A 23588-nucleotide genomic window follows, 5' to 3' on the forward strand; every position below is an offset into this window, starting at 1 on the left:
CGCCCCCCCGGGGGGCCCGGGCCGGGGGGCGCGCGTCCCCCCCCGGCTCCCCCCCCCGGGGGGGGCCCGCGGGGGCGCCGCGCGCGCCCCCCCACCGCCGTTCCCGGAACACGGCACGGAGCACGACACGGCGTACACGCGCACGGGACTCGGCCGCCCGTGCGCATGGCGGAGGGCTGGCGAACGGCGGCGCGCCGAGGGCGCTCACTCCTTCGGGTGAGATCGCCGGGGGGTGTTCCCCCATGGACCGCACGGTCGGCAGAATCGACGCGGCCGCAGGGGCGGACCTGTGGGCCGCAGGGCCTTCGGGCGCTGTCGAGGCTCGGGAAGGGCCGTGCATGATCCGTACCAGGTCGTTGGTCTCCGCTGGCTCCCGGCTCCGCCGGCTGGCCCCGCTCGCTCTTCCCACCGCCTGGGGCGCGGTGGCCGTGGTGTGGAAGTTCGGCTGTCCGCTGGCCCGGCAGCCGGGACTGCCCATGCGGATCGCCACCAGCGTCGTCTTCCTGACCGTCGGCACGGGGCTCGTCCTCGGTGTCCGGCGGGGGCTCGCCCGCGAGCTGGCCCGGGTGCGGGCCGTCGCCGATGCCACCCAGCAGGTGCTGCTCCGGCCGCCTCCCGCGCGTCTCGACGGACTGGCGCTCGCCGCCGGGCAGTTGTCGGCCTCGCGGAGCGCGTCCGTCGGCGGGGACCTGTACGAGGCGGTGGCCACTCCGTACGGTGTGCGGATCGTCGTCGGGGACGTGCGGGGGCACGGGCTCGCCGCCCTCGGCGCGGTGGTGGCCGTTCTGGGGAGTTTCCGCGAGGCCGCCCACGACGAAGCGGAACTGGGCGGTGTCCTGCGGAGGTTGGAGCGGGCCCTCGAACGGCATCTTCGGGAGCGGGCGCGCGACGAGCACCCGGCGCGGAGCGGGGTGGCGCCGGAGCCGGTGGCCGAGGAGTTCGTGACCCTGCTGCTCCTGGAGGTCGCGGGCGACGGACGGCTGTCGGTCCTCAACTGCGGTCATCCCGGCCCCTACCGCATCGGACGGAGGGTGGAGCGGCTGCCGCTCGGCGAGCCGCTGCCGCCGCTCGGAGTCCTTCCGCTGCCCGTCGCGCTCGCGCCGTACACCGCTTCCCGGCTGCTTCCCGGCGAGACGCTGGTCCTGTACACCGACGGGGCGGAGGAGGCCCGTGATCACCGCGGCCGGTTCTTCGCCCTCGACGACGCCCTGGCCGCCGTGGCCGACGAGGCGCCCGCGGCGCTGGTCCGCCGGGTCCACGCGGCCGTCCTCGACCACACGGGCGGCCGGCTCACGGACGACATCGCGCTTCTCGTCGTCCGCAACGACCGTGTCCGGGTGCCGGCGCAGCCCGCCGAACCCGGGCTGCGCCGTCCCCGGCCCGCCCCCTCCTCCCACTGTTGAGCGGAGGGGCCGGCGCCGGCGTCGCCCGCTCCGCCACGGAGTGTCGGGCAGATCGGCGGAGCGGGCGACGCGGACCGGGCGGCCGCACTGTTTGAGGGGGGAGCCGGCGGCCCGGTCGTCGCCTTGCGGCGAGAAGCACAGTCAACCGGCGCGGGGCCGGGCCCGGCAGAGTACGCGGACCGGAAGAACGGGTACTTCGTTCACACCCCGTGCGAAATCGACCCGTAGGGATTTGGTCACGCGCCGGGGCCGAAACGCCCTAGGGTGAGTTCACCGAGCGATCGGAGGGGGCATGCAGCCCAACACCCTGCTCGACGCCCTGCTCGACGAAGCGGGCGTCTCCCACGCCGGGCTCGCCGCCCGGGTGAACCGGGCCGGTCGGGCCAGGGGGATTCCCCTGCGGTACGAACACACCGCCGTGGCCCGCTGGTTGAAGGGCCAGCGGCCACGCGGCCAGGTGCCCGACCTGATCTGCGAAGTGCTCGCCGCACGGCTGCACCGCCAGGTGACCCTCGACGACATCGGCCTCGGGGTGCCGGGCGGACCGCCGCCCTCCTTCGGGGCCCCGCTCTCCGGCTTCGTCGAGCGCGCCGCTGCCCTGTGGCGCTCCGACGAGCAGCAGCGCCCGCACATAGTCGGTGCGCAGGCCGTGACGGGTACGCCCGCGGTGATGCCGGTGTGGGAGTGGGAGAACCCTCCGGAGGACGTGGACGTCTCCCGCGACGGCCGGGGCACCACGGTCTCCGCGGCCGACATCGCCGTACTGAGCGCCGCCCGGTCCCACTACGAGCAGATGTACCGCAAGGCGGGGGGCATCGCGACCCGCGCCAGGATCGTCGGCTTCCTCACCACGGAGACCGCGCCGCTGCTCCGGGGCGCGTACAGCGACGCCGTCGGCCGGCGGCTGCACCGGGCCACGGGCGGGCTCGTGGCGGTGGCCGGAATCTGCGCGTACGACGCGGACGCGCACGGTCTCGCCCAGCGCTACTTCCATCAGGCGCTGCGGCTCGCGAAGGCCAGCGGGGACCGGGGGCTCGGCGCCTACGTCATCGCTCTCCTGGTCAACCAGTCGCTGTTCATGGGGGAGTACCGGCAGGCGGTGGCGTTCGCGGAGGCGGCGCTGCGGGCCGCGGGCCGGCGGATCACTCCGGCGCTCGCCGCCGATCTGACGGCGATGCAGGCGAAGGCGTACGCGCACCTGGGCGACGGGGCGGCGGCCCTGGCCTGCATCCGGCGGGCGGAGGCGGAGGCGGAGCGGATCAGCCCGGGTGCGGAGCCCGCCGAGACGGGCTATGTCCAGCCGGGGTTCGTCAACGTACAGGTCGCGGAGGCCCTGCTGGGTCTGGGTGATCTCGCGGCGGCCCACGAGCACGCCTCGGCAGCGGTCAGGACGCCCTCGCACGACCGGGGCCGGGTGCACCGGCTGGCCATGCTGTGCCAGATCGAGCTGCGGCGGGGCGAGGCCGACGAGGCGGCGCGCACGGCGGTGGAGATGACCGAGCGGGCCCGGGGGATGGAGTCGCGGAGGCTGCGGGACCGGCTGCGGCAGGTGCGGAAGGATCTCCTCGCGAGTGGCGGAGGCGATGCCCGGGAGGCGGCCGCTCTTATCGACGGGGCCCTGCGCGTTCCCCTGTAGACCGTCAACTGCTGCGATATTGCCACCAAACAAGCACCGACCAGTCGGAAGGTGGCAAGAACGTGCAGTGGACGAAACTGAGTGAACACTCTGTCTATGAGAATCGCTGGTTCCAGGTGAACCTCGCGGACGTCGAACTCCCGGACGGCCGCCACCTCGACCACTATCTGATCCGGCTCCGCCCGGTCGCCGTGGCGACCGCCGTCAACGAGGCCGACGAAGTCCTGATGCTCTGGCGCCACCGCTTCATCACCGACAGCTGGGGCTGGGAACTGGCCGCCGGTGTCGTCGAGGACGGGGAGGACGTCGAGACCGCCGCCGCCCGCGAGATGGAGGAGGAGACCGGCTGGCGGCCGGGGCCGCTGCGCCATCTCCTCACCGTCGAGCCGTCGAACGGCCTGACCGACGCCCGCCACCACCTCTACTGGGCCGAGCAGGCCACGTACACCGGTCCGCCCGAGGACGCCTTCGAGTCCTCACGGCGCGCCTGGATCCCGCTCAAACAGGTCCCCGACATGATCGCCAGGGGCGAGATTCCGGCCGCCAACATGGCCGCCGGGCTGCTGATGCTCCACCATCTGCGCCTCGGCTGAGGCCCTTGGAGGGAACGGCGCGTGACATGCCGGACGGCCCGTACCTGTGCGTGAGTGCGGGCCGTCCGGTGTTCAGGGGAGGCGTCAGGCGTACGGGTAGAAACCCGAACCCGTCTTCCGGCCGAGCCGGCCCGCGTCCACCATGCGCTGGAGCAGCGGGGGAGCGGCGTACAGCGGCTCCTTGAACTCGGCGTACATCGAGTCGGCGATCGAGGCGATCGTGTCCAGACCGATGAGGTCGGAGAGCTTCAGCGGGCCCATCGGGTGGGCGCAGCCGAACTCCATGCCGTTGTCGATGTCGTCGCGGCTCGCGATGCCCGACTCGAACATCCGGATCGCGGAGAGCAGGTACGGCACGAGCAGGGCGTTGACGACGAAGCCGGAGCGGTCCTGCGCGCGGATCGCGTGCTTGCCGAGCGCCTTCTCGGCGAAGGCCTGCGCACGGCTGATCGTGCCCTCGGAGGTGGTGAGGGCCGGGATCAGTTCGACGAGCTTCTGCACCGGTGCCGGGTTGAAGAAGTGGATGCCGATGACCTGGTCGGGGCGCGAGGTCGCCACGGCCAGCTTGACGAGCGGGATGGAGGAGGTGTTCGAGGCCAGGATGGCGTCGGGCCGGGTCATGACCTGGTCGAGCACCTGGAAGATCTCGGTCTTGACCTGCTCGTTCTCCACGACCGCCTCGATCACGAGGTCACGGTCGGCGAACTCGCCCAGGTCGGTGGTGAAGCTGAGGCGCGCCAGCGTCGCGTCCCGCTCCTCCTCGCTGATCTTGCCGCGTTCGGCGGCCTTCGACAGCGAGTTGTAGAGCCGCGTGCGGCCGAGTTCCAGCGCCTCGCCGGTGGTCTCGGCGACCTTCACCTCAAGGCCGCTCCGGGCACACACCTCCGCGATGCCCGCGCCCATCTGGCCGCAACCCACCACTCCGACGCGCTCAATGTCGGCCATGGAGTCCGTCACCTCGTGCCTTTCGCTCTTCTCTGGCGGCGGGCCCCGTGTGATTCCGGTGTGTCCGCCTCGACCCCCACGACGTTACCGCTCATTAACCGATGATCGATCGTCCGGGCCGGGCATGCTGTCCGGGTGCGTGTGACGTATCCGACAGGAGAGGGGTACAAGTGCGGCCTATCGGCAGAAGAGGGTTCGTGGCCGGCGCCACCGGAGCGGTGCTCACGGTGACGGGCGCGACATCGGGGGCGGCGGGCGGAGCGGTGGCGGCAGGGGAGGAGGCGGCTTCCAAGGCAGCGGGCTCCGGCCGGAAGGGGGCGCGCGGGTATGAGTTCCGGGGGATGTGGGTGGCCACGGTCGCCAACCGCGACTGGCCCTCCCGGTCCGGCCTGACCGCCGAGGAGCAGCGCGCCGAGCTCCTCGCCCTCCTCGACACGGCGGTCGAGCGCCGCCTCAACGCGGTGGTCCTCCAGGTCCGGCCGACCGCCGACGCCCTGTGGCCCTCGCCGTACGAGCCGTGGGCGCAGTACCTGACCGGTACGCAGGGCCGTGACCCGGGCTGGGACCCGCTGGAGACGGCCGTCGAGGAGGCCCACGCGCGCGGGCTCGAACTGCACGCCTGGTTCAACCCGTACCGTGTGGCGAACCACACGGATCCGGCCCGGCTCGTCGCCGACCACCCGGCCCGGCTCCGTCCGGAGTGGGTGCTGCCCTACGGCGGGAAGCTGTACTACAACCCCGGCCTGCCCGAGGTCCGCCGCTTCGTCCAGGACGCGATGCTGGACGCGCTGCGCCGCTACGACATCGACGCCGTGCACTGGGACGACTACTTCTATCCGTATCCGGTGGCCGGGCAGGTCTTCGCCGACGACGAGGCGTACGCGCGGTACGGCGGGGACTTCCCCGACAAGGCGTCCTGGCGGCGGAACAACACCGACCTGCTGGTCTCCGAGATGTCCGCCCGGATCAAGGAGACCAAGAGACACGTGGCCTTCGGCATAAGCCCCTTCGGCGTGTGGCGGAATGTCGCCACCGACCCGGAGGGCTCGGACAGCCGCGCCGGAGTCCAGACGTACGACGACCTGTACGCCGACACCCGCAAGTGGATCCGGGAGGGCTGGATCGACCACGTCGTCCCGCAGCTGTACTGGAACATCGGCCTGCCGGCCGCCGACTACGCGAAGCTGCTGCCCTGGTGGGACGCGGTGGTACGGGGCACCGGCGTCGGCCTGTACGTCGGCGAGGCGCTCTACAAGGCGGGCGACCCCGCCCAGCCGGCGGCCTGGCAGGACCCGAAGGAACTGTCACGCCACCTGGAGCTCGCCGCGACGTACCCGTCGGTCGGCGGGCACTGCTTCTTCGCGGCGAAGGAGGTGGCCGAGGACCCGGCCGGGGCGATGGCCACCGTGGTGGCCGACCACTACCCGACCAGGGTCCGTCCGCCGAAGGAGAGGGCTCAGCGAGCCTCCGCCTCCGGGTGATGGCGTACGACGGTGTCGGGGCCGGGTGACATCAGAGCCTCGTGACCGTCGTCGTCGAATTTCACGCGGTACGGAGGAGTGCCGTTCTCCCCCAGTACCTGCAGAACCTCGGCCGTACGGTCGTGGTGACCGACGGTGCGGCCGTGCACCAGCAGCTTGTCGCCCACGCTCGCCTGCATCGGGGTGACCTCCTCGCGAAACCGCGCCAGTCCTACTCGGGGCCTATGTCTGCCATTGTGACCCGGGTCACCCCGATCCGTCGCGTCGGTGGCGGCTCCGTCAGCTCCTCGCCCGCTGGGTCACCGCGATGCAGACCAGGACACCCACGGCGGCGAGGGGGGCGGCCAGGGGCAGCGACTCCCCGAGCAGGAAGACCGACCAGAACAGGGTGAGCAGCGGCTGCCCCAGCTGGAGCTGGCTGGCCTTGGGGATGCCGATCTCCGCCATGCCCCGGTACCAGACGTACAGGCCGAAGAAGGTGGAGCCGGCGGCGACCCACAGCAGGCCGACGACGCCATGGGCGTTGAGGTGGACCGGCTCGATCGACAGCGTGACCGCCGAGGCGACCACCATCAGCGGCAGGCAGAGGACCAGGGCCCAGCCGATGACCTGCCAGCCGGGCATGAGCGACGCGAGCCGGCCGCCCTCCGTGTAGCCGGCGGCGCACACGAGCAGCGCTCCGAAGAGGTACACGTCGCCCGTGGACACCGCGCCGCCGCTCTGCTGGAGCGTGAAGGCGATCACCACGAAGGCTCCGGAGACGGCGGCGAACCAGAAGGTACGGGACGGGCGCCGCCCGGTCCGGATCGCGGCGAGCGTCGCCGTGGTGAGCGGCAGTAGGCCCACGACGACGGCGGCGTGCGAGGTGGTGGAGGTCTGCAGGGCCAGGGTGGTCAGGAGCGGGAAGCCGATGACGACACCGCAGGCGACGACGGCCAGGCCGGCCCAGTGGCGGCGATCCGGCAGCCGGACCCGGCCGGCGAGGAGGAAGGTGCCCGCGATGAGCGCGGCGAGCGTGGAGCGCACGGCGACCAGGGACCAGGGGCCGAAGCTCTCCAGGCCCCAGACCGTCGACGGGAAGGTCAGCGAGAAGGAGACCACGCCCAGGAGGGCGAGCAGGGTGCCGCGGGTCCGGGCGGCGGGGGCGTCGCGGTCGGCGGTGGTGGCGTCCGTGGTGCGAGCCGTCGCTTCCGCGGTGCCGGGTGCGGCACAGGCCGCGACTCCGGAGGTCCGGGCGGAAGTGCTTCCCTCGGTGGCGGTGACCGCTATCGTGGTGGCGGCGGTAGCGCTATCCTGTGCTCTCATGCACGAGCGTAGCAGTGTGGCTGAACTGGCGGAATCCCTGAAGGCAGAGCTCAACCGCTACTCCCCAGGTGGAAAGCTGCCGTCGAGCCGGGCTCTCGTCGAGCGCTACCGCGTCTCCCCGGTCACCGTTACCCGAGCCCTCGCCCAGCTCGCCGCCGAGGGCCTCGTCGTCACCCGCCCCGGCGCCGGCGCCTTCCGTGCCGAGACACGCGCCACCCCTGTCGCCGGGGACACCTCCTGGCAGGAGCTCGCGCTCAGCGCCGACACCGCCACCGAGCTCGTCCCCCGGGCCGTCGACGCTTCCGGCGTCCTCGTCACCCTCTCCGCGCCGCCGACCGGAGTGATCGAGTTCAACGGCGGCTACCTCCACTCCTCCCTCCAGCCCGAGCGGGCCCTCGCCGGCGCCCTCGCCCGGGCCGGCCGCCGCCCCGGCGCCTGGAGCCGCCCGCCCACCGACGGCCTGCCCGAACTGCGCGAGTGGTTCGCCCGGGAGATCGGCGGCAGCGTCACCGCCGCCGAGGTGCTGATCACCGCGGGAGGCCAGTCCGCCATCACCACCACCCTGCGCGCCCTCGCCCCGCCCGGCACCCCCGTGCTCGTCGAGTCGCCCACCTACCCCGGCATGCTCGCCGTCGCCCGCGCCGCCGGGCTCCGGCCCGTCCCCGTGCCGGGCGACGCCGACGGGGTCCGCCCCGAACTCCTCGAAGCCGCCTTCCGCGCGACCGGGGCCCGGGTCTTCGTCTGCCAGCCGCTCTTCCAGAACCCGACCGGCACCGCGCTCGCACCGGAACGGCGCCGGGAGGTCGTCCGCATCGCCCGCGCCGCCGGTGCCTTCGTCGTCGAGGACGACTTCGCCCGCCGCCTCGTCCACGAGGACGCGGGGCCGCTCCCCGCGACGCTCGCCGCCGAGGACCCCGACGGTGTCGTCGTCCACGTCTGCTCGCTCACCAAGCCCACCTCGCCCAGCCTGCGCGTCGGCGCGCTCGCCGCCCGAGGCCCCGTCCTGGAGCGCCTGCGCGCCATCCAGGTCGTCGACAGCTTCTTCGTGCCCCGGCCCCTCCAGGAGGCCGCGCTCGAGCTCGTCGGCTCCCCGGCCTGGCACCGCCACCTCCGGGCCGTCTCCCAGGAGCTCAGGAACCGCCGCGAGGTCATGACCGCGGCCGTCGCCCTCCACCTTCCCGAGTTCGCCCTGCCCCGCGTCCCCTCCGGCGGCTACCACCTCTGGCTCCGGCTCCCCGACAGCCTGCCCGAGGCCTCGCTCCTCGCCACCGCCCTGCGCGCCGGCGTCGCCGTCGCTCCGGGCCGCCCCTACTTCTGCGCCGAACCCCCCGCCGGGCACATCCGGCTGAGTTTCGCGGGTGTGGCCGGCCCCATCGAGATCGTGGAGGGCGTGCGCCGCCTGCGGACGGCCGTCGACGAACTCACCGCCTGAGCCGCGCCCGGGTCCGGGCGAGGGCCCGGACCGGCCGCACCGGGATGAGCGCGCGCGGCAAATTCACCTGACAACATCCCGCGCCTCCTGCGACCCTGCGGCCATGAACCCCCGCACCACCTCCGCAGCCCCCGGCGCCACCGTCATGCACGGGGCGTACGAGATCTCAGCCGATCCCGCACGGATCGACGCGGCCCGCGTCCACCACTGGCTCTCCACGGACGCCTACTGGGCCCTCGGCCGACCTCGGGAGAAGCAGGACGCGGCCATCGCCGGCTCGCTCAACTTCGGCGCCTACCACGGCGAGACCGGCGAGATGGCCGCGTACGCGCGCGTCGTCACCGACTACGCCACCTTCGCCTGGCTCTGCGACGTGTACGTCGACCCGCGGGCCCGCGGTACGGGCCTCGGCACCGCGCTCACGACCGCTGTCCGCGACCACCTCGCACCGTGCGGACTGCGCCGCATCCTGCTCGCCACCGCCGACGCGCACGGCGTGTACGAGAAGGTCGGTTTCACGCCACTACAGAATCCGGACAAGTGGATGGCTCTCGGACAGCAGTGACCCGGCGCCCCTCCCGTCCTGGGGAATGACCCCTTGACCTGGGGCGCCACCGGCCTCACGATCGCGGCCATGGGTCTTCGGGTGACGCTCGTCGCGGCGGCACGCAGCTCCTCCCTGCTCGCCGAACGCTTCGACGACGACCGGCCGCTCGACGAGGCCGGTTGGTACGAGGTGCAGGTCGCCGCGCCCGCGCTCATCCCGCTCGGCGCGGCCGAGCTGCGCTACTGCTCCCCGACCCCGCGCAGCCGCGCCACGGGCACCGCCCTCGGCTATGCGCCCCTTGCCCAGCCCGCGCTGCGCGAGTGCGACATGGGCCGCTGGCGCGGCCTCACCCTCGCCGAGGTCGCCGCCCTCGAACCGGCCGGCGTCGATGCCTGGCTCACCGACGCTCGCACCGCCCCGCACGGCGGGGAACCGCTCCTCGCCTTCATCACCCGCATAGGGAACTGGCTCGACACCCGCCCCGCCGAGGACTGCTCCGTCGTCGCCGTCGCCGAACCCTCCGTCATCCGCGCCGCCCTCGTCTACGCCCTGAAGGCGCCACCCGCCACGTACTGGAACGTCGACGTCCGCCCGCTCTCCACCGTCACCCTCACCGGCCGCCCCGGCCTCTGGCACCTCCAGCTCGACGCGGCCCTGCGCTGAACGGCAGAGCCGGCGGACAGCGCTTCGTACACCTCTCCAGCCGGTGGACGCCGACCGCGTACGACCTCCGGCCGGCGGGCACCGACCCCGTACGACCGCGTACGAGGGAGCGCGGCCGGGGTACGGACACGCCGACGTCACGGAGCGCGGTCGAGCGCACCCCGGCGATGACCACCCCCGCCACCGGCCCCGCCTTTCCCGGGGACCCGGACGCCCGCAGCCCTTCGCCACACCACGGGAAGGACTCCCCGCCGCCGCCGGCGGGCACGCTGAGGGGGAGAGGGGGGCCGCGACCGGCTAGCCTGGGAGCACGATGAACCGTTTGACCACGTCATGGGGCGCCTTCACGCTGACCCGCTTCCCCGAGGACCCGCGCGATCCGCTGCGGGCCTGGGACGCGTCCGACGAGTACCTCCTCGGCCACCTGGCCGAGAGCGGTACCGACCTGTCCGGCACCGTCGCCGTCCTCGGCGACCGCTGGGGAGCCCTCGTCACCGCACTCCAGGCCGCCGGTCCCGGGGAGCTCGTCCAGATCTCCGACTCCTACCTGGGCCGGCAGGCCACGCGGGCCAACCTCGAGCGTGCCGGGGCCGCGCCGGACGCCGTCCGGCTGCTGACCACCCAGGACACTCCGCCCGAGCGGATCGACGTCCTCCTCGTCCGCGTCCCCAAGAGCCTCGCGCTCCTGGAGGACCAGCTGCACCGGCTGGCACCCGCCGTGCACGAGGGCACCGTGATCGTCGGCACCGGCATGGTCAAGGACATCCACACCTCCACGCTCCGCCTCTTCGAGCGCATCCTGGGGACCACCCGCACCTCGCTCGCGGTGAAGAAGGCCCGGCTGATCCACACCACGCCCGAGCCCGGCATCTCCCCGCGCCCGAACCCCTGGCCGCACCAGTACGCCCTCCCGGCGGACACCCCCGCCCCCGGCCTCCCCGGGCTGGTCGTCACCAACCACGCCGGCGTCTTCTGCGCCGACCGCCTCGACATCGGCACCCGCTTCCTCCTCGCGAACCTGCCCGGTGGCCTCGGCCGGGCCCGCGTCGCCGACCTCGGCTGCGGCAACGGCGTGGTCGGCCTCGCCATCGCCCTCCACGAGCCCGACGCGGAACTGGTCTTCGCCGACGAGTCGTACCCTGCGGTCGCCTCGGCCGAGGAGAACTTCCGCACCCACGTCGGCGAGCACCGCAAGGCCGAGTTCCTCGTCGGCGACGGTCTCTCGGACCTGCCCGCCGGCTCGGTCGACCTCGTCCTCAACAACCCGCCGTTCCACAGCCACCAGGCCACCACCGACCGCACCGCCCGCCGGATGTTCACCGACGCGCGGCGCGCGCTGCGCCCGGGCGGCGAACTGTGGGTCGTCGGCAACCGCCACCTCGGCTACCACGTGACCCTCCGCCGCATCTTCGGGAACAGCGAACTCGTCGCGAGCGACCCGAAGTTCGTGGTCATCCGCGCCGTGCGTCAGCCCGATCGCGACGACACCGCCTGAGGCGTCAGCCCCAGGTACGGGAGCAGAGGACGAGCTGGTAGCCGTCGGGGTCGGCGACGGTGACGCCGTACTCGTCCCAGTACGGGTTGTGCGCGGGTATCCGCGTACCGCCCGCCGCGAGCAGCCGCTCGACCTGCTCCTCCTCGACGGGCGCGCCGAGATAGACGACGAACAGGTCCTCGACGGTGGGGGCGGGCTCCACCGGGCGCTCGGGATCGCGCGTCAGCTCGAAGTGCCAGCCGCCACCGGGCGGGCCGACCATGAGGAGGTCGTGCTCGCCGGGCTCCCGCGCGGTGGTCCGCCACTGCACGGCGGGCCCGAGCCCGTCGACGTAGAACCGCTCGGCGGCGGCGAGGTCCCGTGAGGGGCGGGCGACCCGCACGTGGGTCTGCGCATCGATGATCATGCCTCCAGATTAGGAGCATCTCGCTCGGCGGCGTCTCCGGGATCACCCTCCCTCTCCCCGCCTGCCCACCGGCACCACGCACGACCGCACCCGCCGTCTCCGCGGCCCCCGCCGTCCGCAAGGTCCCCGCCGCACCCGCAGGATCCGCCGTCTCCGCCGTCTCCGCCGTCCCCGCAGGACCCGCCCTCCCCGTCACGCCAGGGTGACGAGCCCCCGGTACTCCTCGCTCCACAGGTCCTCGTCCGCGTCCGGGAGCAGCAGGACCCGCTCCGGACGCAGCGCGTCGATGGCACCCTCGTCGTGTGTGACCATGACGATCGCGCCCGGGTAGGTGCCCACGGCCGCCAGGACCTCGTCGCGGGAGGCGGGGTCCAGATTGTTCGTGGGCTCGTCGAGGAGCAGCACGTTCGCTCCGGAGTGGACCAGGGCGGCCAGCGCCAGCCGGGTCTTCTCGCCGCCCGACAGCACCCCGGCCGGCTTGTCGGCGTCGTCGCCCCGGAAGAGGAAGGCGCCCAGCACCGCCCGTACCTCACCGTCCGTCAGGTGCGGCGCGGCCGCCGCCAGGTTCTCCCGGACCGTACGCCCCCGGTCCAGCGTCTCGTGCTCCTGGGCGAAGTACCCGAGACGCAGGCCGTGGCCGCGTACGACCCGCCCCGCGTCGGGGGTCTCCGCCCCGGCGAGGAGCCGCAGCAGCGTCGTCTTCCCGGATCCGTTGAGTCCGAGGACCACCAGCCGGCTGCCCCGGTCCACCGCCAGGTCCACCCCTTCGATGACGGGGACGGGGCGCTCCCCGTACGTCTTGGTGAGCGAGACCGCGCCCAGCGGCGTACGGCCGCAGGGCGCGGGCTCCGGCAGTCGGATGCGGGCGACCCGCTCGGCCTGGCGCGCGGGGTCGAGGCCGGCGAGCATCCGGTCCGCCCGGCGCGCCATGCTGCGGGCCGTCGTCGCCGTCGCCACCCGGGACTTCATGCGGTCGGCCTGCGCGTGCAGGGCGGCCGCCTTCCTCTCGGCGTTGGCGCGCTCGCGCACCCGGCGCCGCTCGTCGGACTCCCGCTGGGCGAGATAGACCCGCCAGCCGGTGTTGTGGACGTCGAGCGCGGCGCGCGCCGGATCGAGGTGGAAGACCCGGTTGACGGTGTCGGTGAGGAGCTGGACGTCGTGGCTGATCAGCACCAGGCCGCCCCGGTGGGCGGTCAGGAATCCGCGCAGCCAGCCGATCGAGTCGGCGTCCAGGTGGTTGGTCGGCTCGTCGAGGAGCAGGGTGTCCTCCGGCCCGTGACCAGCGAAGAGGATCCGCGCCAGCTCGACCCGGCGCTTCTGCCCGCCGGACAGCCGCCCGACGGGCCGGTCCATGACCTCGGCGGGCAGGCCGAGCCCGGCGGCGACCCGGGCCGCCTCCGCCTCCGCCGCGTATCCGCCGCCCGCCTCGAAGGCGGCCTCCGCCCGGGCATAGGCGGCGAGCGCCCGCGCGTCCGGCGCCTCGCCGAGCCGGCGGGCCGCCTCCGCGAGCCGCCGCACGGCGACGTCGAGGCCGCGCGCGGAGAGGATCCGGTCGGTGACGGACACGGTCGGGTCGGCGGCCCGCGAGTCCTGCGGGAGATGGCCGACGGAGCCGGTACGGGTGACGGTGCCGGCGGCCGGGGCGCGCAGCCCGGCCAGGATGTCGAGCAGGGAGGTCTTACCGGCGCCGTTACGGCCGACGAGGCCGATCCGGTCGCCGGGGGCGACGTGGAAGGAGACGCGGGACAGCAGGAGCCGGGCGCCGACGCGCACGTCGGCACCACGAACGGTGATCATGGGATAACGCTCCGAAACAGCTGAAGGACACACGGGTGGCGTGGGCGTGGGTCCGCAGCTAGGAGATTCGGGGCGTAGACATACGTCGAGGCTACGGGAGCGGGCACGGCGACGCATCGGAATATCGCCTCGCCTTGGCCCCCATCCCCACGCCCCCGCCCCGCAGAGCCTGCCGGGCCTCTCACCCGTCGGGAAAGGCCAGGTCCAGGGCGCGCACCCGGTCCTCCCCGGTGGTGATGTCGAGGGCGACGATCCGGTCGTGCCGGAGCGCGAACGCCACCGCGGACACCGGGAGGCCGGCGACGAAGGCGACGACCCCGACGGACCCGTCGACCAGCGCGGGCCTGGCGACGTCGGCGAGGCGGGCGAAGGCGGCCGCCGCCTCCGCGACGGCCGGGGCGCCGTGGACCGGGCCGCGCTCGGAGTACGCCACGACGTCCGGGGCGAGGACGGCGGCCAGCGTGCGGGCGTCACGCGCGCGTGACGCCGCGAGGAACCGCTCCACCACCGCCCGCCGCCGCACCGGATCGCCGCCCGTACGCCCGGACCCGCCGCCCCGGATCCGCTCCCGGACGCGCCGGGCGAGCCGCGCCGCGTCCACGGGGGAGCCGCCGGTGACGCGGGCCGTCTCGTACGGCGGCAGCCCGAACACGTCATGCAGGACGTACGCGAGCCGCTCCTCGGCCCCGAGGGACTCCAGGACCACGAGCAGCGCGAGCCACACGGAGTCCACCCCGGCCGGCACCCCGGGCGAGGCGGTGCCTCCGCCCTCGCTCCCCGTCCGCCCCGCGGCCGCCCGCTCCTGGAGTCCGCGGACGCACGCCCGCCCCACATGGGCCGCCAGCCAGGACCGTACGGCGACCACTCCGTCCCGCTCGAGCTCCGCCCGCGCCGCCGCGAGCACGTCCTCCGCCTCGGCCCACGCCCCCGTCATCCGCAGGGCCACGTCCCGCAGCAGCTCCTGATCGGCGTCGAAACGCCTGTTCAGAGCGGTGAGCAAAATGTCGTCGTGCATGGGGCCTCACTCCTCGTCGGTTCCGTCAGCCCGTTGACGACAGGACACCCCCCGTTGTGACACGAGCCCCCGGCACGGGCCTCCGAGGCCCGTCCCAGGTCAGCCGTCGTTGCATAAAACTGCGGACGCACGTATAGTCATGCCATCTATGAGGAGGGTTTCGATGAAGGTACGAGCAGCGGTCGCCGGCGCGAGCGGGTACGCGGGCGGAGAGCTCCTGCGCCTCCTTCTCGCCCACCCCCACGTGGAGATCGGCACCCTGACGGGCCACTCCAACGCGGGCCAGAAGCTCGGCTCGATCCAGCCCCACCTGCTCCCGCTGGCCGACCGCGTCCTCGCGCCGACCACCGCCGAGGAGCTCGCCGGGCACGACGTCGTCTTCCTGGCGCTGCCGCACGGGCAGTCCGCCGCCGTCGCCGAGCAGCTCGGTCCCGACGTCCTCGTCGTCGACATGGGCGCCGACTTCCGGCTCCAGGACCCCGCCGACTGGGAGACGTACTACGGCTCCCCGCACGCCGGGACCTGGCCGTACGGCCTTCCCGAACTGCCGGGCGCGCGCGTCGCCCTCGAAGGGTCCAAGCGCATCGCGGTGCCGGGCTGCTACCCCACCGCCGTCTCGCTCGCGCTCTTCCCGGCGTACGCGAACGGTCTCGCAGAGCCCGAGGCCGTGATCGTCGCCGCCTCCGGGACCTCCGGCGCGGGCAAGGCCGCCAAGCCGCACCTCCTCGGCAGCGAGGTCATGGGCAGCATGTCGCCGTACGGCGTCGGCGGCGGCCACCGCCACACGCCCGAGATGATCCAGAACCTCAGCGGCCCGGCGGGGGAGCGGGTCACCGTCTCCTTCACGCCCACCCTGGCTCCGATGCCCCGCGGCATCCTCGCCACCTGCACGGCCGCCGCCAGGCCCGGTGTCACCGCCGAGTCCGTGCGGGACGCGTACGAGAAGGCCTTCGCGGACGAGCCCTTCGTCCGCCTGCTCCCCGAGGGGCAGTGGCCGGCGACGGCGTCCGTCTACGGTTCCAACGCCGTTCAGGTGCAGGTCACGTATGACGCGGCCGCGAACCGGATCATCGCCATCAGCGCCATCGACAACCTCACCAAGGGCACCGCCGGCGGTGCGGTGCAGAGCATGAACATCGCCCTCGGCCTCCCCGAGGCCACCGGACTTTCCACGATTGGAGTCGCTCCGTGAGCGTCACCGCAGCGAAGGGATTCACGGCAGCGGGCATCGCCGCCGGAATCAAGCAGAACGGCAACCCGGACCTGGCCCTCGTGGTCAACACCGGGCCCCGCCGCGCCGCCGCGGGAGTCTTCACCTCCAACCGCGTCAAGGCCGCGCCGGTCCTCTGGTCCCAGCAGGTCCTCGCCGACGGCGAGCTGACCGCCGTCGTCCTCAACTCCGGCGGCGCCAACGCCTGCACCGGCCCCCAGGGCTTCCAGGACACCCACGCCACCGCCGAGAAGGTCGCCGAGGTCCTCAGCGCGACGGGCGCCGCGGGCGCGGAGGTCGGCGCCGGTGACGTCGCCGTGGCCTCCACCGGCCTCATCGGCATCCTGCTCCCCATGGACAAGCTCCTCCCCGGTGTCGAGAAGGCCGCGGGCGAGCTCTCCGAGCACGGCGGCGAGAAGGCCGCCATCGCCATCAAGACCACCGACACCGTCCACAAGACCTCCGTGGTCACCAAGGACCGCTGGACGGTCGGCGGCATGGCCAAGGGCGCGGGCATGCTCGCCCCCGGCCTCGCCACCATGCTCGTCGTCCTCACCACCGACGCCGACGTCGACGCCAAGACCCTGGACAGCGCCCTCCGGGGCGCCACGCGCGTCACCTTCGACCGCGTCGACTCCGACGGCTGCATGTCCACCAACGACACCGTGCTCCTCCTCGCCTCCGGCGCCTCCGGCGTCACCCCCGCGCAGGACGAGTTCACCGAGGCCGTACGGGCCGTCTGCGACGACCTCGCCCGCCAGCTCATCGGCGACGCCGAGGGCGCCAGCAAGGACATCCGCATCGAGGTGATCAACGCCGCGACCGAGGACGACGCCGTCGAGGTGGGCCGCTCCATCGCCCGGAACAACCTCCTCAAGTGCGCCATCCACGGCGAGGACCCCAACTGGGGCCGCGTGCTCTCCGCCATCGGCACGACACGGGCCGCCTTCGACCCGGACCGGCTGAACGTCGCCATCAACGGCGTGTGGGTCTGCAAGAACGGCTCCGTCGGCGAGGACCGCGATCTCGTCGACATGCGCTACCGCGAGGTCACCGTCACCGCCGACCTCGCCGCCGGCACCGAGTCCGCCGTCATCTGGGCGAACGACCTCACCGCCGACTACGTCCACGAGAACAGCGCGTACTCGTCGTGAACAAGTCCGAGAACCCCAACACCCCCGCGCGGAAGCACACCGCCCTCCCGAAGGCCCAGATCCTCATCGAGGCCCTGCCCTGGCTCACCCGCCACCACGGCAAGACCGTCGTCATCAAGTTCGGCGGCAACGCCATGATCGACGAGGACCTCAAGGCCGCGTTCGCCCAGGACGTCGTCTTCCTGCGCCACGCCGGCCTCAAGCCGGTCGTGGTGCACGGCGGCGGCCCCCAGATCAGCGCCGCCCTCGACAAGCACGGCATCGTCAGCGAGTTCAAGGCCGGCCTGCGCGTCACCACCGAGGACGCCATGGACGTCGTACGGATGGTGCTCGCCGGACAGGTCCAGCGCGAGCTCGTCGGGCTGCTCAACCAGCACGGCCCGTTCGCCATCGGCATGACGGGCGAGGACGCGCACACCATCACGGCCACCAAGCACCAGCCGGTCATCGAGGGCGAGCCGGTCGACATCGGCCGGGTCGGCGAGATCACCGCCATCGACACCGGTGCCATCGAGGCGCTCCTGGAGGACGGCCGGATCCCGGTCATCTCCTCCATCGCCCGCTCCCAGGACGACGGACATGTCTACAACGTCAATGCTGATACGGCGGCTGCGGCACTCGCTGCGGCGCTGGGTGCCGAGACCCTGATGGTCCTGACCGACGTCGAGGGCCTCTACGAGGACTGGCCGAACAGCGACGAGGTCATCAGCAGGCTCACCGCGAGCCAGCTGGAGAAGCTGCTGCCCGAGCTCTCCAGCGGCATGGTCCCCAAGATGGAGGGCTGCCTGCACGCCGTACGGAACGGGGTCACCACGGCCCGCGTGATCGACGGCCGGGTCCAGCACTCGATCCTGCTGGAGATCTTCACCGACGAGGGCATCGGCACGATGGTCGTGCCCGACGGACAGGGGGACTGAACCGATGAGCAGCGCCGGCAACGAGCAACTGACCCAGCGGTGGCAGGGTTCGCTCATGGACAACTACGGCACCCCCCGGCTGCCCCTCGTCCGCGGCGAGGGCGCCAAGGTCTGGGACGCCGACGGCAAGGAGTACCTCGACTTCGTCGGCGGCATCGCCGTCAACGCCCTCGGCCACGGACACCCGGCGATCGTCGAGGCCGTGACCCGGCAGGTCCAGAGCCTCGGCCACGTCTCCAACCTCTTCGTCGCCGAACCGCCCGTCGCCCTCGCCGAGCGGCTGCTCGGCCTCTTCGGCCGCCCCGGCAGGGTCTTCTTCTGCAACTCGGGCGCCGAGGCCAACGAAGCCGCGTTCAAGATCGGCCGGCTCACCGGCCGGTCCCACATGGTCGCCACCGACGGCGGCTTCCACGGCCGGACCATGGGCTCCCTGGCGCTCACCGGCCAGCCCGGCAAGCAGACGCCGTTCCTGCCGCTGCCCGGTGACGTCACCCACGTCCCGTACGGGGACGTCGAGGCGCTCCGCGCCGCGGTCACCGAGGACACGGCCTTCGTCATCATCGAACCCATCCAGGGCGAGAACGGCGTCGTCGTCCCGCCCCCCGGCTACCTCAAGGCCGCCCGGGAGATCACCCGCGCCACCGGCACCCTCCTCGTCCTCGACGAGGTCCAGACCGGCATCGGCCGCTGCGGCCACTGGTTCGAGCACCAGGCACACGAGGGCGTCGACCCGGACGTCGTCACCCTCGCCAAGGGCCTCGGCGGCGGCCTCCCGCTCGGCGCGACCGTCGCCTTCGGCCCGGCCGCGGAGCTCTTCGGCCCCGGTCACCACGGCACCACCTTCGGCGGCAACCCGATCGCCTGCGCCGCCGGACTCGCCGTCCTGGACACCCTCGGGGCCGACGCGGCCCTCGACCACGTCAAGTCGGTCGGGGAGCGGCTGCGCCAGGGAATCGAGGGTCTAGGCCACCCGCTGGTCTCCCACGTCCGTGGTGCGGGCCTCCTGCTGGGTATCGTGCTCACCGAGCCCCTCGCACCGCAGGTGCAGCAGGCGGCTCAGGACGCCGGCCTCCTGGTGAACGCGCCCGCCCCCGATGTCGTACGGATCATGCCTCCGCTGGTCCTCGCCGACGACGAGGCGGACACCTTCCTCCGGGCCCTCCCCGGAGTCCTCGACGTGGCGAACGGGCAAGGACGAACCGGAGAATGAGACGACGATGACCGACGCGCAGGAGAACGAGCACGGCGGGCCGTCCGTTCCGCAGACCCGCACCGCACGCCACCGCAGGATCGTCGACATCCTCAACCGTCAGCCGGTGCGCTCGCAGAGCCAGCTCGCCAAACTCCTCGCGGACGACGGGCTGAGCGTCACTCAGGCGACGCTCTCCCGCGACCTCGACGAGCTCGGCGCGGTGAAGATCCGCAACACCGGCGGAGAGCTGATCTACGCGGTGCCCAGCGAGGGCGGCTTCCGCACGCCGCAGGCGCCGCTCGGCGAGTCCGCCAAGGAGGAGCGCATGCGCCGCCTCTCCGGCGAACTGCTGATCTCCGCCGAGGCCTCCGCCAACCTGGTGGTGCTGCGTACCCCGCCGGGCGCGGCCCAGTTCCTCGCGTCGGCCATCGACCAGGCCGAACTCCGGGCGATCCTCGGCACGATCGCGGGCGACGACACCCTGCTGCTGATCAGCCGGGACCCGACAGGCGGCCAGGCACTCGCCGACCACCTGCTGCGCCTGGCCCAGAAGGACCGCTGACCCGCGACGCACGCGAAGCTCTGACGCAGGGGCAGCTTTGACGCGGTATCAGTACCGCGTGATCGCCGTCGGACCGCCGCGCGTGCCGACGGCGATGTGCGGTCGGCGCGCGGGATCGGCCCAGGCGAGGACCGCGCATGGCGGCGGCCGGTACGGACACGCAACCGGCCGTCGCGCCGCACCCGTCGACGTGCAGGAAGATCCAGGCCGAGGAGCATCCCGCACACGACAAAGGGCCATTAGGCGGGCGGAGCGGCCAGTCCTGCTTCGCCCAACTTGCCCGCCTCAGCGCCGCCGTTCCGCGTTGCGCCTCCGTATCTCCGCGAGCCGGTGGGTGAGTTCGACGGCATGCCGGTCGCGCAGTGCGCGGATCTCGTCCGCGTGCGGGCCGGTGATCTCCGTGCGCCCCCACAGGACTCGCACGGCCTCGTCGCGGGCCCTCGTCCGTACGGCGCCGTCCGCGTCGTCGCACATGCGCAGAGCCACGAGGAGTGACTCCGGCCCCCGGCGGCGCAGGATCAGGGCGAGTCCGGTGGCACGCCGGGCCCGTGGGCTGCCGGGGGCGACCATGTCGAGCAGCAGGGGCAGGGGGATGTCGTGCGACGTCTCCAGCAGTGTGCCCGCCGCCGCCCGCGCGACCTTCGGGGACGGGTCGTCGAGGAACGGCAGGGCCGCGGGCCAGTCGATGCTGTGCCTTAGCGACAGATGCGTCAGCGCCCCGGCCCGTACGTCCGCGTACGGGAGGGACAGGAGGTCGCGCAGCGCGCGGGGACTGTCGCGTACGAAGCTCAGGGCCGTGGCCCGCACCGACGGGTGCGGGTCGTCGGCGTACGCCGACGGTTCGTCGCCGGGCAGTGCCCCCAGCATGCGGAGAGCGGCGAGGGCCCGAGCACGCACCGTTCCCCGGGGGTGCCGAGTCAGGGAGCGCAGGAGGGGGATGTCGTCTGGCGTTCCGTGCTCGGCGAGGCCGGAGACCGCCCCGGGGGTGACGGCCGACGGGTCCACGCAGGCGGTCCTGTACGAGGTGTGCGGATCGCCGCCCGTAGCCAGGAACTCACGGCACGCGGCCGCGCGCACGCGTGCGTACGCGTCGGTCAGATGCCGCTCCAGCTCGTCGCCCCGGCCGGCTGGCCGCAGTCGTTCGACGGCCGCTGTCCGTACGACCGCGTCCCGGGCGGTCAGCAGCCGGTCGAGATGTGGGTCGCCGTCGGTGCCGATTGTCAGGGCGGTGACGACACGCCGCCTGATCACCGCGTCGTGGTGCGTGAGGGCGAGCCGTACCGAGTCCTCTGGGCGGAGGAGGTCCGCCTTCTGGGCACCGGTCAGCGCCGCGTGGCGGAGGGAGGGATCCCGGCAGGCGTCGAGGAAGGCGAGGAAGCGGTCGCGCGCGTCCTTCGGTGCCGGTCCGTCGCCCGCCGGTCCGTCGCCCGCCGGTGCGGCCCGCACGGCGATCCGGATCGCCGTGCGCACCGCGTGCGCCCGGACACTCATGTCGCCGTCCCGTTCCGCAAGCGCGTACGCCTCGGCCGACCGGATCCGGCCTGCCGCGGCGCCGGCCCGCAGTCCGGCGATCCGGAACTCCGGACGACGGCTCGCCATCAGCTCGTCCACCGCCCGCGCGGGTGTCCCGCCGACCCGGGCGAGGACCGTCTCGCGGCCCCATCCTCCGAACCGACGCAGGTCCAGGACGAGGGCGAGCGGAGCCAGCGCCCGCACGACGTCCTCGTGGGCTTCCGCGAGTGCGCGGTCGAGAACCGCGCGAGCGAGCTCGCGGACCGTCGTGTCCGTGTCGGCGCAGCGGATCAGGACGAGCGGCAGGGCGGTGGCGGGCAGCGCACCGTCCTCGACGAGCCGGAGCGCGGCGAGGCGGATCCTGGGGTCGTCGTGACAGAGCCCCATGGCGATCTCGCACTCGGTGGGCGGCGAGCTCCAGCACACACCTGCCCCCGTCCCCGCCCCCGCGTCGGCCTCGTGCCAGTGGGGTGACCTCCTCCAGTCCGAGATCTCGCGGTCGTCGAACCAGTGGAAGCCGACGCGCAGGCTGCCCTGCCTCGACCAGCGGGCGTCCGTTCTCCAGGCGTACGTCCACACGCTGCTGTCGAGCGCGATCCAGTCCTCCGCGCGTCCCGCTCCCGCGGCCGAGGCGATGCCCTTCCCGTGCAGCAGTCGTTCTCCGGGGGAGTAGTACCGCGTGGGAAGCAGCGGTGGGAGCGGTTGGCGCGTTGTCATGCGGGGGACCTTAGCTCCGCCACGCGGTCGTCACCTGCGAATATCCGGTCTGCCGAGCGCTAGATTGACGAAACATGCGGCGCTCTGCATACTCATGCAAAGGGGTGTCGTCGCAGGCGGCCCAAGGATGACCATCCACGTTCGATCGAGGAGCAGCAGTGAGCAGCAACAACGGTGACGTCCGGCTCTGGGGCGGACGGTTCGCCGACGGCCCCGCCGAGGCCCTCGCGAAGCTGTCCGCGTCGGTCCACTTCGACTGGCGTCTCGCGCCGTACGACATCGCCGGCTCCCGCGCCCACGCCCGTGTGCTGCACAAGGCGGGCCTGCTCACCGAGGACGAGCTGACCCGCATGATCGCGGGCCTCGACCTGCTGGAGGCGGACGTCGCCGACGGCTCCTTCGTCGGCACCATCGCCGACGAGGACGTCCACACCGCCCTCGAGCGCGGCCTCCTGGAGCGCCTCGGCCCCGACCTCGGCGGCAAGCTGCGCGCCGGCCGGTCGCGGAACGACCAGGTCGCCACCCTCTTCCGCATGTACCTCCGGGACCACGCCCGTGTCATCGGCGGCCTCGTCGCCGACCTCCAGGACGCGCTCGTCGGACTCGCCGAGGCGCACGCCGACGTCGCCATGCCCGGCCGTACGCACCTCCAGCACGCGCAGCCGGTGCTCTTCGCCCACCACGTCCTGGCCCACGCCCAGTCCCTCTCCCGGGACGCCGAGCGGCTGCGCCAGTGGGACACTCGGACGGCCGTCTCCCCGTACGGCTCCGGCGCCCTCGCGGGCTCCTCGCTCGGGCTCGACCCCGAGGCGGTCGCCAAGGACCTCGGCTTCGAGCGCGGCTCGGTCGGCAACTCGATCGACGGCACGGCCTCCCGTGACTTCGTCGCCGAGTTCGCCTTCATCACGGCGATGATCGGGATCAACCTCTCGCGGATCGCGGAGGAGATCATCATCTGGAACACGAAGGAGTTCTCCTTCGTGACCCTGCACGACGCCTTCTCCACCGGCTCGTCGATCATGCCGCAGAAGAAGAACCCGGACATCGCCGAGCTGGCGCGGGGCAAGTCGGGCCGTCTCATCGGCAACCTGTCGGGCCTGCTCGCGACCCTCAAGGCCCTCCCGCTCGCGTACAACCGCGACCTCCAGGAGGACAAGGAGCCCGTCTTCGACTCCTGCGACCAGCTGGAGGTCCTGCTGCCCGCCTTCACCGGCATGATGGCCACGCTCACGGTCAACCGCGAGCGCATGGAGGAGCTGGCCCCGGCCGGCTTCTCGCTCGCGACGGACATCGCCGAGTGGCTGGTCAAGCAGGGTGTGCCGTTCCGGGTGGCGCACGAGGTGGCCGGCGAGTGCGTGAAGGTCGCCGAGTCCGAGGGCAAGGAGCTGGACGAGCTCACGGACGAGCAGTTCGCCAAGATCTCCGAGCACCTCACCCCCGAGGTCCGTACGGTCCTCAACGTCCCCGGCGCCCTCGCCTCCCGCGACGGCCGCGGCGGCACCGCCCCCTCGGCGGTCGCGATCCAGCTCGTCGAGGTCAAGGCGGACCTGGTGATCCAGCACGCCTGGGCCACCGCGAAGAACTGACCGACCCCGTAGTCCAGCGC

21 protein-coding genes are annotated in these 23588 nt (G+C 73.1%); 14 read left to right on the forward strand and 7 right to left on the reverse strand.

Features of this window, described 5'->3' with window-relative positions; genetic code table 11:
* The first annotated feature begins 338 nt into the window (after positions 1 to 338).
* From ACWFR1_RS10015 to ACWFR1_RS10025, 3 genes are all read left to right on the forward strand, one after another.
* On the forward strand, positions 339 to 1403 hold the full coding sequence (locus ACWFR1_RS10015; RefSeq protein ID WP_453548627.1) for a PP2C family protein-serine/threonine phosphatase: 1065 nt from the start codon (positions 339 to 341) through the stop codon (positions 1401 to 1403).
* A gap of 292 nt (positions 1404 to 1695) precedes the next feature.
* The gene (locus tag ACWFR1_RS10020) at positions 1696 to 3039 is read left to right on the forward strand and encodes a transcriptional regulator (RefSeq protein ID WP_453548629.1); all 1344 of its coding nucleotides are present in this window, start codon (positions 1696 to 1698) and stop codon (positions 3037 to 3039) included.
* A gap of 62 nt (positions 3040 to 3101) precedes the next feature.
* Positions 3102 to 3632 (forward strand): NUDIX hydrolase, encoded by a 531-nt coding sequence (locus tag ACWFR1_RS10025; protein WP_453548631.1) that lies wholly within the window; start codon positions 3102 to 3104, stop codon positions 3630 to 3632.
* A gap of 84 nt (positions 3633 to 3716) precedes the next feature.
* Here ACWFR1_RS10025 and ACWFR1_RS10030 read toward each other — a convergent pair whose 3' ends face one another.
* Complete coding sequence (locus ACWFR1_RS10030; protein WP_382706213.1) at positions 3717 to 4577, reverse strand: 3-hydroxybutyryl-CoA dehydrogenase; 861 nt, start codon at positions 4575 to 4577, stop codon at positions 3717 to 3719.
* A 170-nt stretch (positions 4578 to 4747) separates the two neighbouring features.
* Here ACWFR1_RS10030 and ACWFR1_RS10035 point away from each other — a divergent pair, with 170 nt between their 5' ends.
* Positions 4748 to 6058 carry a glycoside hydrolase family 10 protein gene (locus ACWFR1_RS10035; RefSeq protein WP_453548633.1) on the forward strand — a complete coding sequence of 437 codons (1311 nt, stop codon included), beginning with the start codon at positions 4748 to 4750 and terminating at the stop codon, positions 6056 to 6058.
* Here ACWFR1_RS10035 and ACWFR1_RS10040 read toward each other — a convergent pair.
* Both ACWFR1_RS10040 and ACWFR1_RS10045 read right to left on the reverse strand, forming a co-directional pair.
* Complete coding sequence (locus ACWFR1_RS10040) at positions 6034 to 6237, reverse strand: DUF1918 domain-containing protein (RefSeq protein WP_376411394.1); 204 nt, start codon at positions 6235 to 6237, stop codon at positions 6034 to 6036. The two genes, ACWFR1_RS10035 and ACWFR1_RS10040, sit on opposite strands and share 25 nt — an antisense overlap.
* Positions 6238 to 6337: 100 nt before the next feature.
* Positions 6338 to 7363, reverse strand: a complete 1026-nt coding sequence (locus tag ACWFR1_RS10045) for a DMT family transporter (protein WP_453548635.1) — start codon at positions 7361 to 7363, stop codon at positions 6338 to 6340.
* Between ACWFR1_RS10045 and ACWFR1_RS10050 the strand changes: the two genes are divergently transcribed.
* The 4 genes from ACWFR1_RS10050 to ACWFR1_RS10065 all read left to right on the forward strand — a co-directional run bounded on the left by ACWFR1_RS10050 (position 7362) and on the right by ACWFR1_RS10065 (position 11500).
* Positions 7362 to 8795 carry an aminotransferase-like domain-containing protein gene (locus ACWFR1_RS10050; protein WP_453548638.1) on the forward strand — a complete coding sequence of 478 codons (1434 nt, stop codon included), beginning with the start codon at positions 7362 to 7364 and terminating at the stop codon, positions 8793 to 8795. The two genes, ACWFR1_RS10045 and ACWFR1_RS10050, sit on opposite strands and share 2 nt — an antisense overlap.
* A 103-nt stretch (positions 8796 to 8898) precedes the next feature.
* The gene (locus tag ACWFR1_RS10055; RefSeq protein WP_453548640.1) at positions 8899 to 9360 is read left to right on the forward strand and encodes a GNAT family N-acetyltransferase; all 462 of its coding nucleotides are present in this window, start codon (positions 8899 to 8901) and stop codon (positions 9358 to 9360) included.
* 69 nt (positions 9361 to 9429) lie between these two features.
* A complete protein-coding gene (locus ACWFR1_RS10060) occupies positions 9430 to 10005 on the forward strand; it encodes a histidine phosphatase family protein (RefSeq protein WP_453548768.1) in 576 nt (191 codons plus the stop codon).
* Positions 10006 to 10318: 313 nt separating this feature from the next.
* The gene (locus ACWFR1_RS10065) at positions 10319 to 11500 is read left to right on the forward strand and encodes a methyltransferase (RefSeq protein WP_453548643.1); all 1182 of its coding nucleotides are present in this window, start codon (positions 10319 to 10321) and stop codon (positions 11498 to 11500) included.
* A 4-nt stretch (positions 11501 to 11504) separates the two neighbouring features.
* Here the strand turns inward: ACWFR1_RS10065 and ACWFR1_RS10070 are convergent, their stop codons facing one another.
* The 3 genes from ACWFR1_RS10070 to ACWFR1_RS10080 form a co-directional block, all read right to left on the reverse strand.
* The gene (locus tag ACWFR1_RS10070) at positions 11505 to 11906 is read right to left on the reverse strand and encodes a VOC family protein (RefSeq protein ID WP_453548645.1); all 402 of its coding nucleotides are present in this window, start codon (positions 11904 to 11906) and stop codon (positions 11505 to 11507) included.
* A gap of 192 nt (positions 11907 to 12098) precedes the next feature.
* Positions 12099 to 13703 carry an ABC-F family ATP-binding cassette domain-containing protein gene (locus ACWFR1_RS10075; RefSeq protein ID WP_453548647.1) on the reverse strand — a complete coding sequence of 535 codons (1605 nt, stop codon included), beginning with the start codon at positions 13701 to 13703 and terminating at the stop codon, positions 12099 to 12101.
* Positions 13704 to 13884: 181 nt separating this feature from the next.
* The gene (locus ACWFR1_RS10080) at positions 13885 to 14718 is read right to left on the reverse strand and encodes a DUF4440 domain-containing protein (RefSeq protein WP_453548648.1); all 834 of its coding nucleotides are present in this window, start codon (positions 14716 to 14718) and stop codon (positions 13885 to 13887) included.
* A 163-nt stretch (positions 14719 to 14881) separates the two neighbouring features.
* Between ACWFR1_RS10080 and argC the strand changes: the two genes are divergently transcribed.
* The 5 genes from argC to ACWFR1_RS10105 are packed head-to-tail and all read left to right on the forward strand — an operon-like array spanning position 14882 to position 19753.
* Positions 14882 to 15910, forward strand: coding sequence for an N-acetyl-gamma-glutamyl-phosphate reductase (gene argC, locus ACWFR1_RS10085; RefSeq protein WP_453548649.1), 1029 nt, complete (start codon positions 14882 to 14884; stop codon positions 15908 to 15910).
* Complete coding sequence (argJ, locus tag ACWFR1_RS10090) at positions 15907 to 17082, forward strand: bifunctional glutamate N-acetyltransferase/amino-acid acetyltransferase ArgJ (protein ID WP_453548651.1); 1176 nt, start codon at positions 15907 to 15909, stop codon at positions 17080 to 17082. Before argC ends, argJ begins: the two co-directional genes overlap by 4 nt.
* Entirely contained in the window at positions 17079 to 17999 is a 921-nt protein-coding gene (gene argB, locus ACWFR1_RS10095; RefSeq protein WP_453548653.1) for an acetylglutamate kinase, read from the forward strand. Before argJ ends, argB begins: the two co-directional genes overlap by 4 nt.
* A 4-nt stretch (positions 18000 to 18003) precedes the next feature.
* On the forward strand, positions 18004 to 19209 hold the full coding sequence (locus ACWFR1_RS10100) for an acetylornithine transaminase (RefSeq protein ID WP_453548655.1): 1206 nt from the start codon (positions 18004 to 18006) through the stop codon (positions 19207 to 19209).
* A gap of 7 nt (positions 19210 to 19216) precedes the next feature.
* Positions 19217 to 19753 carry an arginine repressor gene (locus tag ACWFR1_RS10105; RefSeq protein ID WP_453548657.1) on the forward strand — a complete coding sequence of 179 codons (537 nt, stop codon included), beginning with the start codon at positions 19217 to 19219 and terminating at the stop codon, positions 19751 to 19753.
* Positions 19754 to 20038: 285 nt separating this feature from the next.
* On the opposite strand, the gene ACWFR1_RS10110 is transcribed toward ACWFR1_RS10105, so the two are convergent.
* The gene (locus tag ACWFR1_RS10110) at positions 20039 to 21982 is read right to left on the reverse strand and encodes a hypothetical protein (RefSeq protein WP_453548659.1); all 1944 of its coding nucleotides are present in this window, start codon (positions 21980 to 21982) and stop codon (positions 20039 to 20041) included.
* 158 nt (positions 21983 to 22140) lie between these two features.
* On the opposite strand from ACWFR1_RS10110, the gene argH reads away from it, so the two are divergent.
* Positions 22141 to 23568 (forward strand): argininosuccinate lyase, encoded by a 1428-nt coding sequence (gene argH, locus ACWFR1_RS10115; RefSeq protein WP_453548661.1) that lies wholly within the window; start codon positions 22141 to 22143, stop codon positions 23566 to 23568.
* Positions 23569 to 23588 lie beyond the last annotated feature (20 nt).

It is taken from the genome of Streptomyces sp. NPDC055103, assembly GCF_053607625.1.

What these genes read in the sequence shown, in the direction of transcription:
- ACWFR1_RS10015 (WP_453548627.1), top strand. Translation starts at nt 339, where the DNA reads ATGATCCGTACCAGGTCGTTGGTCTCCGCTGGCTCCCGGCTCCGCCGG.
- ACWFR1_RS10020 (WP_453548629.1), top strand. Translation starts at nt 1,696, where the DNA reads ATGCAGCCCAACACCCTGCTCGACGCCCTGCTCGACGAAGCGGGCGTC.
- ACWFR1_RS10030 (WP_382706213.1), bottom strand. Translation starts at nt 4,577, where the DNA reads ATGGCCGACATTGAGCGCGTCGGAGTGGTGGGTTGCGGCCAGATGGGC.
- ACWFR1_RS10040 (WP_376411394.1), bottom strand. Translation starts at nt 6,237, where the DNA reads ATGCAGGCGAGCGTGGGCGACAAGCTGCTGGTGCACGGCCGCACCGTC.
- ACWFR1_RS10050 (WP_453548638.1), top strand. Translation starts at nt 7,362, where the DNA reads ATGCACGAGCGTAGCAGTGTGGCTGAACTGGCGGAATCCCTGAAGGCA.
- ACWFR1_RS10045 (WP_453548635.1), bottom strand. Translation starts at nt 7,363, where the DNA reads ATGAGAGCACAGGATAGCGCTACCGCCGCCACCACGATAGCGGTCACC.
- ACWFR1_RS10055 (WP_453548640.1), top strand. Translation starts at nt 8,899, where the DNA reads ATGAACCCCCGCACCACCTCCGCAGCCCCCGGCGCCACCGTCATGCAC.
- ACWFR1_RS10060 (WP_453548768.1), top strand. Translation starts at nt 9,430, where the DNA reads ATGGGTCTTCGGGTGACGCTCGTCGCGGCGGCACGCAGCTCCTCCCTG.
- ACWFR1_RS10065 (WP_453548643.1), top strand. Translation starts at nt 10,319, where the DNA reads ATGAACCGTTTGACCACGTCATGGGGCGCCTTCACGCTGACCCGCTTC.
- ACWFR1_RS10070 (WP_453548645.1), bottom strand. Translation starts at nt 11,906, where the DNA reads ATGATCATCGATGCGCAGACCCACGTGCGGGTCGCCCGCCCCTCACGG.
- ACWFR1_RS10075 (WP_453548647.1), bottom strand. Translation starts at nt 13,703, where the DNA reads ATGATCACCGTTCGTGGTGCCGACGTGCGCGTCGGCGCCCGGCTCCTG.
- ACWFR1_RS10080 (WP_453548648.1), bottom strand. Translation starts at nt 14,718, where the DNA reads ATGCACGACGACATTTTGCTCACCGCTCTGAACAGGCGTTTCGACGCC.
- argC (WP_453548649.1), top strand. Translation starts at nt 14,882, where the DNA reads ATGAAGGTACGAGCAGCGGTCGCCGGCGCGAGCGGGTACGCGGGCGGA.
- ACWFR1_RS10100 (WP_453548655.1), top strand. Translation starts at nt 18,004, where the DNA reads ATGAGCAGCGCCGGCAACGAGCAACTGACCCAGCGGTGGCAGGGTTCG.
- ACWFR1_RS10105 (WP_453548657.1), top strand. Translation starts at nt 19,217, where the DNA reads ATGACCGACGCGCAGGAGAACGAGCACGGCGGGCCGTCCGTTCCGCAG.
- ACWFR1_RS10110 (WP_453548659.1), bottom strand. Translation starts at nt 21,982, where the DNA reads ATGACAACGCGCCAACCGCTCCCACCGCTGCTTCCCACGCGGTACTAC.